We start from the raw sequence: 12,933 nt of genomic DNA on the forward strand, positions 1-12,933 counted from the left end.
CGAAATCTGTGCCCGCATTGTTGAATTACTGGTAAATCCTGAATATAAAACAGCCTGGGCATGCTGGTATTTAAAAATAATAGAGGTTTGTATTTCTGCCCCATTGGAGTAAAAACTGGAAGTAGACAACACTTCATCTGGCTTACCCAAGAGGAGGTAAGCTAGAAATATTGGATATATTCCTATATCCAAGAGAGAGCCACCCCCTAATTCGGGGTTTAAAACCCGACCTTTTAAGTCCCTATCCAATGCATAAAAAGCAAAATCTGCGTGCACATAAGCGATATTCCCTATTTCTCCATTATCTACCAATGACTTAACTTTTCGTATTGCGGGATTAAACCTACTCCAAAGCGCCTCCATCAAAAACACCTTGTTCTTCTTGGAAGATGCAATCATTTCCTCCACTTCCTTCTTATTGATACCCAACGGCTTTTCACAGAGCACATGTTTCCCCAAATCCATCGCCATAATGGATAGGTTTGCATGAAAACGATGTGGTGTAGCTATATATACTACATCTACTTCCTCGCATTCCATCAACTCCCTATAACTTCCAAAGGCCAAAGAGACCTCATATTCCGACGCAAACTCTTTGGCTTTCTCTAGACTTCTAGAGGCAACGGCAGTGATAACTGCCTCGTTCACCAGGGCTAAATCTTGCACAAAGGAATGGGCTATCTTCCCCAATCCAATTATTCCCCATCTTATTTTTTGATCCATACTATTCTGAAATACTTCCTTTAAAATTTTTTATAATTTAGAACTATGGGCACTCTCCCATCATTTTGATTAACCCCCTAATAGTCAGCCAGTCTCCCTAAACTCAATAATAATGATAAAACCAATTGTGCCGTTCCCTGCTAATTTATTTTTAAGTTACTAAAGATAACTCCTTATCTTTAGGGCACAAAGAAAACCCGTTACTACATGGACATCAACTTCAACATTAACGAAGACCACAATAAGCTTTTACTTTCAGATTTAAAACGCAGGCTTGCCAAGGTAGCACTTGGTGGCGGAAAACAGCGTTTAGAGAAACAACATTCCCTTGGTAAAATGAGTGCTAGGGAACGAATAGATTACCTCTTGGATTCGGACCGTGAGCAGGTTGAAGTTGGCGCATTTGCCGGAGATGGCCTATATGAGGAACACGGTGGATGTCCTTCTGGAGGAGTCATTGTGAAAATTGGATATATTAAAGGAAAACAATGTATAGTAGTTGCCAATGATGCTACGGTAAAAGCGGGAGCTTGGTTTCCCATCACTGCAAAAAAGAATTTACGCGCACAGGAAATCGCCATGGAAAATAGGCTTCCCATAATTTATTTGGTAGACAGTGCGGGGGTCTACCTTCCCATGCAGGACGAAATTTTCCCAGACAAGGAACATTTTGGGAGAATTTTTAGGAACAATGCCATTATGAGTAGTATGGGAATCACCCAAATTGCTGCCGTTATGGGTAGTTGCGTAGCGGGAGGCGCCTACTTGCCTATTATGAGTGACGAGGCGCTGATAGTAGACAAAACCGGTAGTATCTTTTTAGCGGGTAGTTATTTGGTAAAAGCCGCTATTGGAGAGCTTGTAGACAACGAAACCCTAGGGGGCGCTACTACCCATTGCGAAATTAGTGGGGTAACAGACTATAAAGCGAAGGACGACCAAGAGGCCTTGGAGACCATAAAAAATATTGTGGATAAAATTGGCGACTATGATAAAGCTGGTTACAGCCGGACTACTCCTCATAAACCAAAAGAGAAAGAAGAGGATATATATGGAATTCTCCCAAAATCGAGGGCAGAACAGTATGATATGCTCGAAATAATAAAACGTCTGGTAGATAACTCGGAGTTTGAACAGTACAAGGAAGGCTATGGAAAATCCTTACTTACCGGCTATGCCCGTATCGATGGATGGGCCGTAGGGATTGTGGCCAACCAACGCAAAGTAGTAAAAACAAAGAAAGGGGAAATGCAGTTTGGCGGAGTAATCTATTCCGATTCTGCAGATAAGGCAACGCGATTTATTGCCAATTGCAACCAAAAGAAAATTCCCCTTGTATTCTTGCAGGATGTCACCGGATTTATGGTGGGTAGCAAGAGCGAACACGGCGGCATCATAAAAGATGGAGCCAAAATGGTAAATGCGGTGAGTAATTCCGTAGTGCCCAAATTCACCATTGTAATTGGCAATAGTTATGGAGCTGGAAATTACGCTATGTGTGGAAAGGCTTATGACCCAAGGTTGATTGTAGCCTGGCCAAGTGCAGAGTTAGCGGTAATGAGCGGCAACTCTGCCGCCAAGGTACTGCTGCAAATAGAAACGGCTTCCCTAAAGAAAAAAGGAGAAGAAATAACCCCGGAGAAGGAAGAGGAATTATTCAATAAGATTAAGCAGCGATACGACGATCAAATATCGCCCTACTATGCTGCCGCGAGATTATGGACCGATGCAGTCATAGACCCCTTAGATACTAGGAAATGGATTTCCATGGGCATAGACGCCGCCAATCATGCTCCTATAGAAAAGCCTTTTAATTTGGGGGTAATTCAGGTTTAATTTGGAAATGTGTCAATTTGAAGATTTGGAAATGTGGGGGTATCTAAGGTAGCAATTGATCAATGTGAAAATGTAACAATTGATCAATGTACCAATGGGACTGGAATGATTTGGAAATGTATCGATTTGAAGATTGACCAATGTGTAAATATAACAGTGAAATGATGTACCAATAAGGGGAATTGGAAATATTTATTGGATTTTTCCGAGTATTTACGCTGTTTGCGGATACTCCAAACATTTGCTTTCATAGTTTTCCACTTTTAAATGGGCAACCTATATAAGGGACATACCTTACCCAAAATCAGAGAAAGATAATAATTCACAATTGCCAAGTATTCAGTTCCAGGTTCAAGAGTTAGCAGGCTTATACCGAACAAATCTCACTACTAAATACTAATATCTCAATACTAAACCATTGATAATTGTTAAATGTTAATTGATCACTGAAAAAAACTGCCCACTGAGAAAGAGGTTAAGGAGTTATGAAGTTATGAGGTGGAAATCTAATTTAATAGGCAACCTATATCAGGGACATACCTTACCCAAAATCAGAGAAAGATAATAATACACAATTGCCAAGTATTCAGTTCCAGGTTCAAGAGATAGCAGGCTTATACCGAACAAATCTCACTACTAAATACTAATATCTCAATACTAAACCATTGATAATTGTTAAATGTTAATTGATCACTGAAAAAAACTGCCCACTGAGAAAGTGGTTAAGGAGTTATGAAGTTATGAGGTGGAAATCTAATTTAATAGGCAACCTATATCAGGGACATACTTTACCCAAAATCAGAGAAAGATAATAATTCACAATTGCCAAGTATTCAGTTCCAGGTTCAAGAGTTAGCAGGCTTATACCGAACAAATCTCACTACTAAATACTAATATCTCAATACTAAACCATTGATAATTGTTAAATGTTAATTGATCACTGAAAAAAACTGCCCACTGAGAAAGAGGTTAAGAAGTTATGAAGTTATGAGGTGGAAATCTAATTTAATAGGCAACCTATATAAGGGACATACCTTACCCAAAATCAGAGAAGGATAATAATTCACAATTGCCAAGTATTCAGTTCCAGGTTCAAGAGTTAGCAGACTTATACCGAACAAATCTCACTACTCAATACTAAACCATTGGTAATTGTTAAATGTTAATTGATCACTGAAAAAAAATGCCCACTGACAACTGATTACTGAATACTATAACTCCAAAGCCCGTAATGTTTCTCCCCTATTTACTTTACCGCTGCCTGTTTCAACAAAATTGGGAAGGGTGTAGATTTGCTTAGGCATTTCATATTTATCGAGGGAAGGAATCTTTTTTATTTTCTCTTGTAATATGGAAATATCCTCCTCACCTTCTACCACCAAAACCAATTTTTGTCCCAAAGTGGCATCTGGGATTCCGGTTACAAAGAATCGCTTCGTCAATAGAGTGGATAACTTGAATTCAATTTGTTCCGGCATCAATTTAATCCCACCAGAATTCACCACATTATCAAAGCGGCCCAACCATTCAAATTCGGATTTAGAAAAAAGTCTAACTATATCATTGGTAACAACCTCCTGCTCCGAAACATGGGGTGCTTTTATCACCAAACACCCGCGTTGATCTACAGAAAAGGAAACTTTGGGAAGGGCTTTAAAATTATTGGTTAGATTAGATTCACCCTCATTGACTTTCTTCGTAGTTACTCGCTTTGCGGCAATATGGGTAATGGTCTCCGTCATCCCATAGGTTTCATAGACATGTGTAGGAATTCCGGTCAACTTGGATTTAAGTTCCCCAGACATGGGAGCTCCTCCCACAATTAAAGTGCCTATTCTATCTAAGCTGACCAAAGAGTTTTCTACCTGTAGCGGTACCATGGCCCCAAAATCGTATGCTCCCTTAACGGATTGCATGGGTTGGGCATTGGGTGCTACCAACTGGATCTCCCACCCCAAGACCATGGCTCGGACCAGCATCATTTTACCTGCAATAAATCCTGTGGGCAAGCAATGTAATGCCTTGGTTCCTTCTTCAAGATTAAAGAAAGCACCGGTGGCCAATGCGGAATTGACCATGTGTTTTTTTTCTAGATTTATTTTTTTAGGAATTCCTGTAGATCCAGAGGTATTCACTTGCACAACATTGGAGGCATCCAACCAATCCAGCAAAAAATCACCTATTGCAATTTCATAATCCTCCCCTTCCTTCACCAGGCAATAGGCCTGCTCCAAAAGATCCCGGCGACCATAATGGTTCCCGTTGAGTTTAAACTTAGGGTGAATATTATAATAACTTGGATTCATCTGCTTCCACTAGTTGTAAAATTTCCTTAGACCTCACGTCCCCTGCTAATCGATCCTTCCAATTGGTCCAGCCATATTTCTTGGCAAACACATATAAGAGGATAGGGTAAATCACTAACACCGGCACCAACACATCCCAGCCCAATTCTGGTTCGGAGATATCTCTATAGATAGATTCTGTCTGAAACGCGGTCCAATCTGCCGTCACCAATAAAGCCGTTAGTAAATTATTGGCTGCGTGAAATCCTATAGCCAATTCTAGCCCTTCATCCATCAAGGTGATTATTCCCAAGAAAAATCCAGTCCCAATATAGTAGACCATAATTCCGTAACCCAGTTTTTCCACTTCAGGATTAAAGAGGTGCAAGAGACCAAAAATTAATGAAGTAACCACTAAAGGCACCCACCTCTTTCCTGCCAATATACCAATCCCCTGCATTAAATACCCTCGCATAAAATACTCCTCAAAACTGGTCTGCAAGGGAATAAGGAGAATGGCAATAACAGATAGGATTAAAAAAGGTTTGAGGTTAAAATTGAATTCATAATCCTCCGGACTAAGAAAAATATCCAGCCCCAGTATAACGAGTGTAATGCCAGCCCATATGGCAAACGCATATATCACCCGGCTCCAATCTATTTTACTCCTGCTGGTAGTAAGGGATACGATGGATTGTTTATGTAATACTTTCGTTGTAACCAAGGTAGCGACCATCCCGAATGCGAAGGACAATAGCATTAAAAATAAAAACAAGTTACTCCCAAGCAGCTTAGCCATTTCCCCTATATCCGTAGGCATAGTATCTGCTTCCAAGGATTTTAAGATTAAAGCAAATAATAAGGGGATCATCCCAATAACCTGCCAACCAACAAATATGATCAAAACGCCAACTACATACCGCCAAGACTCATGTTTTCCCTTATACCCTTGCTCTATATACATATTTTCTCCAATAATTTTTCGTCCCACTTTACACCTTGCACATATCCTAAATGCCCGTTTTCAACCTTTAAAGGGCTTGGGAAGTTGTTGGTAAATAGACTCCCTGTTCCCAAACCTTGAAGCATACTGCTACCCAAGGTATACGTCCATTGTGCAATAGCATTTAATCCAACATTACTCTCTAGTGCACTCGTAACCCACCATTTAACATTAAGCCTATCGGCAATGGCTATCCACTCTTCACTACCTTTAAATCCGCCTATTAAACTCGGTTTTAAAATTATATACTGCGGACGAATAGTTTGTAGTAATTCTTCTTTCTTTGTTACATCATTAACCCCAATAAGTTCTTCATCCAAAGCAATTGGAATGGGCGTATTACTGCACAATTCTCTCATTTGGACCGTTTGTCCTGCTTTAATGGGCTGCTCTATGGAGTGGATACCATAGGATGCCAATTTTTGCAACTTCTCCATAGCCTGGGAAGGAGTAAATGCTCCGTTTGCGTCTACCCTTAATTCTATTTGATTTTGATCATAAGTCTCACGGATAGAAGCTAGAAGGGCCAATTCCTTCTCGAAGTCAATAGCCCCAATCTTCATTTTAATACATCGGAAACCCTCTTTGAGCTTTTGGGCAATCTGCTGGTGCATAAAGTCCTCATTTCCCATCCAGACCAGTCCATTAATGGGAATAAGCTGCTCTCCTTTGGTAAATTCTGAAGGAAACAAGCCAAACCTGTCGTTAGATTCCAGAGTGAGAAACGCTTGCTCCAATCCAAACTGTATACTGGGGTAGTCCCTAAGGGCTTCCCACAACGCATCTTTTCCTAGGTGGATATTGTTACAGGTCCATTTTAACTTCTCTTCATAGTTAGGAAGGTCGTCCACACTTAATCCCCTTAAGAGGCCGCATTCCCCAATACCAACCTGGCCGTCTTTTTCCAAAATTAAAAACCAGGTCTCTTTTTGGGTCATTATGCCTCTAGAGGTGCCACTGGGTTTCTTAAATTCTAGAATGTATTTATTGTAAGTTGCTTTCATAATCGATAAAGCCAAAATTAACTATCTTTTTCCTATTAGGAGGGAATTATAAGCAGAATCAAAGCTATAGAACCAACGCACCTTTCCTCTCCCCCTCTAATAGATTGATATTGAATTTAATCCCCTTATAAACCAGAACTACAAAGATCTTTATATAACGGTAGGCCAAAACTAAAAGACGGCTTTCCTCCTTAAATCTTCCATAAAAGATTCTTGACTTGCCACTTTATAAGGTAATGACAAAGGTAAAACCGGGGGACAAAACGGAATATTTTTAAGATCTTGTATAGGCATGATTGCAATAAAATAAAAGAACATCCCTAGAGCGTATTGATAGCTATCTCTAAATGGGATGTTCCTAAAAGTTTTACTGAAATGTTGGCGTGTGAAAAAAGTTCTTAAGAACCCTACACACAAATTATACCGAAAGCTCCTCTCCTATTTTTAACAACACCAGTTCTTTTCCTGTATCGGCAAAAGCCTTTTTTGCTTTTTCATGGTCTATTTCGATAAAACCAAAGGTGTCATAGTGATAACCCAGAACCTTATCACAGCCAACATAGTCTGCAGCAATCACGGCATCTTTGGGTCCCATGGTAAAATTATCACCTACTGGTAAGATGGCAAGATCTAGTTTGGCAAATAATGGGATTAGTTTCATATCCATAGTCAAGGCTGTATCTCCCGCAATATAAATGTGCTTATCTTCTGAAGATAATACAAACCCTCCTGGCTGTCCGCCATAAGTTCCATCGGGGAATGAAGAAGTGTGGATTGCATTTACATATTTTAAAACACCGAAATCAAAGTTCCAACTACCACCATGATTCATAGGGTGAACAGCAATGCCTTTGTTCTCGTAATAAGTGGCTATTTCAAAGTTACTAACCACTACGGCCTTGCTTCGTTTAGCAATGGCCTCTACATCCAAAATATGGTCTTGATGAGCATGGGTAACCAGGATATAATCCGGATTTAGCTCATTTACATCAATAATCCCTTTTGCTTTCTCGTTTCCAGATATAAATGGATCCACTAAAAGTGTTTTCCCTGCCACCTTAATTTGCAGGGAAGCATGACCTAAAAAAGTAATTTGCATATTAAAGTTGTTTTCATCCAAAGTTATTTAAAATTGAACCAAAAACGAACTCCTTCCGTAGTTTTATCGATATTTAAGGTGGACTGCAACTGATTAACCAGTCGATTCATCAATCGTATTCCCATTGAGGTGTTTTTCTCTAAATCCGTATCCTCTGGCATACCTATCCCATTATCGGAATACTCAAAGTATCCCTGGTCGCCATTTTTGTTTAAATGTATATAGATTTTCTCCCCCTCTCCGTTTATTCCGCCATTGGGAAATGCATATTTAAAGGAGTTGGAAACCAACTCATTTAAGATTAATCCAAACGGAATGGCCCTATCAATATCTAACTCTACCCCCTCGGCATCGATGGTAATATTGATGGTATGTCCGCCTTTTTTATAAACAGATTGTACACTATTGATAAGACTTTCTATATATCCCTGCATTTCAATAACGGAAAGGTCATCATTTTGATAGAGTTTTTGATGTATCAATGCCATAGCCTTTACCCTACTCTTCCCCTCTTCCAATGCTAGGATTGCCGACTTGCTTCTAGTGTTTTTGGTTTGCAGACTAAGTAGACTTGAGACCATTTGCAGGTTGTTTTTCACTCGATGGTGTATTTCCTTTAACAAGGAATCCTTCTCTACTAGGGAAGCCTCTATAATTTGCTTTTGATCTGCTATAAGTCGCTGATTTTTTATACTTTTTATATAGGCATAAACCAATCCAGCAAAGCCCATTAAAGTGAATATCAGCGAAATAAAGACAATATTAATCCGTTCTTCCTTTGCCTGAAGATCTATTTTGGATTTTTCCAGATCCCGCTTCTGCTCCTCCATCATCTTTTTGGAGTACTCTATTTCCTGTCCGGCAACGGCCGCCAATTGTTGCTTTTTCATGGAAGATTCATTCTTTTTCAAAGAATCCCTAATTCTTACATTTCTTTTCAGGTAATCTACAGCGCCTTTATAATCCTTGGTTCGGTCGTAATAAGCGGCCAAGAGTCCGTTTCTTCTTAATACATTTTCTACGCTAACTGGTGCAACTACTTTTAGCAGTAATTCTTTCGCTTTTTCAAATTCTTCCTTTTGCAGAAAACAGTCAGATAACTCCAGGGTGTTCATCACTAGTTCCGTGGAATAACCCCCTGTGTTGTACTTTTCAATGGTAGCTATAGAATTTTCCAATAAAGGAATGGCAAGATCAAACTCTTTTAGTCTAGCATAGCACTTCCCTATGTTCCCGTTAATGATTCCTTTTAGTAATTTTCCCTTGTTTAATTCCTGCTCTGTTTTTTGCCTTGTAATATCGATTAAAAAAATCGTTATAAAGCCCTCTGCCTTTTTATAATAGGTGAGCGCTGTGGGAGTAGACATATCTAACATTAAAAAGGTCCCTACATTATTATGATATTCTGCCTGACCATAATAATCGTGCTCCTCTAAAGTTTTCAGGGTCTCCTTTATATAGTCGTCCATCGCCTTTCTATGCAAGCCTAAATTGGAATAGATATCGTAAAACACTACCTTATCGGAAAGCCCTAACTCCCTTTTCTCGTTCCGAATATCAAATTGACGATCGTATAAGCCTAGTTTCGCATAGTTATCGTCTATTAAACTGAGCAATACGCTTTTAAATTTAACATCCATCCCTTCCCACTCCTCATACAGTTCATGGGCGATTGCCACACTTTTACCATAATCGCCTAGATCATAAAATAACTGCGCCTGCATTATTCGATACTTCATGAAACTTAGGGAATCATTGACCTTTAGGGCATTGCTTTGGTACTTATTCACCATTGCCTGCCAGTCATAAGCAGAATTCTTTACGTAACGATTAGAGGTATTGAAAAAGTACTGAAATCTTTCATCGGCTTTTTCCAATTCCTGAAATTCCTTGAGAAAATGGGGCTCTGCCACTGTATCTTGTGCCATGGCCAGCCACCCATTTAGGAAGCACAATGTAAAAACCAACAATTTATTACTTACAGACTTTATCATTTTCAAAGTTGAGCATCTCACTAAATTAATCCATACCCACACCCTCCTTAATCAAGGGAATGTTACTAAAGCATGAAGTTATATACCAACGTAAAAGTAGAAGCATTGTTGCGAAGATGAAGTCCACAATAACAAATCTATTATCTAGAACCTAGTTGCACTAAGCAATTATGGCTGAAGTCTTTGGCTGCTGTAAAGTATTAAAAAATCACCTGACCCACAACACAGGTCCCACAACTCACCAAAATATAGTTAACAACCTAATAATCATCCGTGCTAACAATGTAAAAAAAGGCAATACAAATAATTTGCAATGCCTTTCGATATAAGTAACATGATAAGATTTGGGATCTTTTATCGGTAGCTAATTTAAACTTTTTGGTTTATACAGCTTTTATATTGTTGTGTAATCCCAATAATTTGTGGTGTATGCCTTATTTGGCATATTTTAAGGGGTTTGGACTGCATTTAAAACGGAAGGTCAAGTAGCATTTTTCCATTAATTATTCACCCTTCTAATCTGACTTTTTAATTCCTCCATGGATTCCTGTAATTGTCGCAGCAGTCCATTTTCGGAGGTAGCGTCTACACCAAAGGTTATTTTACTGCCAACCTGCCACAATTCCTGTATCTGATTGGTCTTAACACGATAGGGAGGATAATTTTCATTTAAGGAGATAAGGGCCATCTCTGTGGGATCTGGAGTTCTTTCGAGTTTCTTAACCAAAACGGCATCATACAAGACCACCACATAAATTTTATTTGGACTAACATCTTCCAGGCCTTCAACGGCTTTTGCGAGCACCCACTCCCCTGGTCTTAAATTAGGCAACATACTGTCCCCTTCGACTTGAAAACCTCGATAGGTTGCGTTTCTGAATTCGGGAAGAGGAATGTCAAAGGCCGGTAGCTGCTTATACCAACTTGTATCCTGTATGTTTTGAGGGTAACCTGCGGCAGCTTTTGCATTTACCAATACCATATTTTCATTATCTGAAGCATCAACGGTCACAACTTTTGGCATAACACTACTGTTGGCAGGAGATAAATGCCTGTTATTGCTTTCTCCAAACAACCACAATGGATTAACGTTGAATTGTTTAAGGAGTTGAGCCACCACGGTCCCTGATAACTTGGTTCTACCACGTTCTATATCGGCAGTGGTATTGGAAACTCCCAATAACTTGGCAAATTCTGCCTGGGTAAAGCCTAGTTCCCTACGTAATTCTGTAAATCGTTTTATAGCAATCTCTGCATTATCGTTCATATCCCAAGATTTTAATTAACACTCCCACAAAGGATTATGCTTCCTAGGCGGATCTATTATTTTCAAATATACATAATTTGGATTATATCCAATAGAATTTTTGGATTATTTCCATTTTTAGGAAAAATTCCATATATTTGGAATAACTGCAACATTATGGAGCTTATAATTTTGGAGATTTCAATAAAGATATGGATGCTATACCCTTCCGTAAAGGAAGCCCCCTCCTAAGAAGATAGCCCTAAAAGGGTCTTGTGATTAGCCAAGAGGTAAAGTAGATTCAATACAAGGAAATGAAAGATAATTATAAATCAATATATTGGAACAAGTATGGAAAATGCAAAAATCTTACGATACGATGGAAGCTTCAATGGATTCCTATGTGCCATATATCGGGCCTTTGAAACGAAGATAAAGGTCATCGACATTCAAACAGCCAACGAATCGCAAAATGGGTTGTTTACAGAAACCGTAACCATTGTTACAGATTTGGATATAGCCCAGCGTGTATGGACCGGAATACGGAACAAGAACAATGGGGCCATCAAAACCGTTTATTTTTCTTTTTTAAGCGAAATTAAGGGGGTAGAACTGCTACTTTACAAGTATATCTGTTCACTCTACCGAACGCTTTCCAAGGAGGAGCTGGAAGAATTACATGCCATAAATGTAAAGCTCTATCAGTATACAGGGATGGTTGCTAGGGAGAAACTCCGAATTGAGTCTAGCGCAAAATTCGGAGTTTCTAAGGATTCAGTTTACTTCTCTGTAGTGGAGCCAAACTATAATGTAATACCCTTGATTTCTAGATACTACCGATTAAAGTTTCCGCAAACAGAATTTGTTATCTACGATCGCAAAAGACAACTTGCCCTCTACAACAATCTGGAAAAAACACAGATTCTTCAGCGAGATCTTTCACAACTCCATTACAAAGGATCCCTTCCTAAAACCAACCTAAGATCCCTGCTCAACAACAAACTTTTTGTACAAGAAAATACGCCCAGCACCACTTCTTATATCCGGGCAAAAACTGCCGTCTAACAAGCTTCTGTAAGGTTGGCACCTACAATTCCTAAATTATGCTAGGACCATTGTAATATTTCCGTTGTTTTAGCCATACGAAACTATTTACTTTTAGCTCCCACAAATTGATCGCTTTGATTCTTAAACAATACATTAAAAGTTGTTAGACTACCATAAATACGGGTGATATATTGCTGTAGATCTATCTTTTCCTGATCATGCAATTTGGAATTACTATTGATTTTCTGCTCCATAACCCTTACACGATCTCTTACCATCACTATCTTATGAAAAAAAGTATCCATGGGAATTTCTTTTTCCGATAAGTTGGCATCCCCTGGTTTTAATACGATAGATCCACCTTTCCATTTATCCGCAATTGGGGTTACCGAACTTATGTCGCTCCATTTTCTAAGAATCTGAATTAACGATTGCTCCACTTCTGAAAAACTGATGGAATCTACTTCCCCATCTAGTGACTCAATAATTTCGAAATCTGAATCTATGGCTATAGTTTCCAATCCGCTATCCATAAATGTCACCCAATAATGCTGGGAGGTGACGTTGGTCACCACTCCTTTCCCATGTTCCTTATGATTTATTCGCGATCCTATACCTAGTATTTGCATATGCTATTTTGTTTTTATTTGACACGCTAATTTATGGCTAAGCCCTTACATAACAAAAAACTAAATT

At 39.1% G+C, this 12,933-nt stretch carries 10 protein-coding genes; 2 read left to right on the plus strand and 8 right to left on the minus strand.

Translation table 11 applies throughout. The features are described from left to right. The coding region (locus F1E73_RS05140; RefSeq protein WP_262714301.1) for a Gfo/Idh/MocA family protein at positions 1-750 on the minus strand (750 nt) is incomplete at its 3' end. Positions 751-930: 180 nt separating this feature from the next. Here F1E73_RS05140 and F1E73_RS05145 point away from each other — a divergent pair. Then, entirely contained in the window at positions 931-2,559 is a 1,629-nt protein-coding gene (locus F1E73_RS05145; protein WP_150451304.1) for an acyl-CoA carboxylase subunit beta, read from the plus strand. Between the two features lie 1,211 nt (positions 2,560-3,770). Here the strand turns inward: F1E73_RS05145 and F1E73_RS05150 are convergent. The 6 genes from F1E73_RS05150 to F1E73_RS05175 form a co-directional block, all read right to left on the minus strand. Beyond that, the gene (locus F1E73_RS05150) at positions 3,771-4,865 is read right to left on the minus strand and encodes an AMP-binding protein (protein ID WP_150451305.1); all 1,095 of its coding nucleotides are present in this window, start codon (positions 4,863-4,865) and stop codon (positions 3,771-3,773) included. Continuing rightward, positions 4,846-5,808 carry a CPBP family intramembrane glutamic endopeptidase gene (locus F1E73_RS05155; protein ID WP_086478289.1) on the minus strand — a complete coding sequence of 321 codons (963 nt, stop codon included), beginning with the start codon at positions 5,806-5,808 and terminating at the stop codon, positions 4,846-4,848. Before F1E73_RS05155 ends, F1E73_RS05150 begins: the two co-directional genes overlap by 20 nt. Further along, a complete protein-coding gene (gene menC / locus F1E73_RS05160) occupies positions 5,799-6,851 on the minus strand; it encodes an o-succinylbenzoate synthase (protein ID WP_150451306.1) in 1,053 nt (350 codons plus the stop codon). Before menC ends, F1E73_RS05155 begins: the two co-directional genes overlap by 10 nt. A 418-nt stretch (positions 6,852-7,269) precedes the next feature. Next, a complete protein-coding gene (locus F1E73_RS05165; protein WP_150451307.1) occupies positions 7,270-7,950 on the minus strand; it encodes a metal-dependent hydrolase in 681 nt (226 codons plus the stop codon). A gap of 23 nt (positions 7,951-7,973) precedes the next feature. Continuing rightward, positions 7,974-9,878 (minus strand): sensor histidine kinase, encoded by a 1,905-nt coding sequence (locus F1E73_RS05170; RefSeq protein WP_223883361.1) that lies wholly within the window; start codon positions 9,876-9,878, stop codon positions 7,974-7,976. A 565-nt stretch (positions 9,879-10,443) separates the two neighbouring features. Further along, positions 10,444-11,211: an XRE family transcriptional regulator gene (locus F1E73_RS05175; RefSeq protein ID WP_086478286.1), complete on the minus strand. Its 768-nt coding sequence runs from the start codon at positions 11,209-11,211 to the stop codon at positions 10,444-10,446. 330 nt (positions 11,212-11,541) lie between these two features. Here F1E73_RS05175 and F1E73_RS05180 point away from each other — a divergent pair, with 330 nt between their 5' ends. Beyond that, a complete protein-coding gene (locus tag F1E73_RS05180) occupies positions 11,542-12,255 on the plus strand; it encodes a TIGR03915 family putative DNA repair protein (RefSeq protein ID WP_150451309.1) in 714 nt (237 codons plus the stop codon). Between the two features lie 83 nt (positions 12,256-12,338). On the opposite strand, the gene F1E73_RS05185 is transcribed toward F1E73_RS05180, so the two are convergent. After that, the gene (locus F1E73_RS05185) at positions 12,339-12,866 is read right to left on the minus strand and encodes a hypothetical protein (protein WP_150451310.1); all 528 of its coding nucleotides are present in this window, start codon (positions 12,864-12,866) and stop codon (positions 12,339-12,341) included. Positions 12,867-12,933: the final 67 nt, after the last annotated feature.

This window comes from Arenibacter lacus, assembly GCF_008711145.1.
In the GTDB taxonomy this organism is placed as follows: Bacteria; Bacteroidota; Bacteroidia; order Flavobacteriales; family Flavobacteriaceae; genus Arenibacter; species Arenibacter amylolyticus.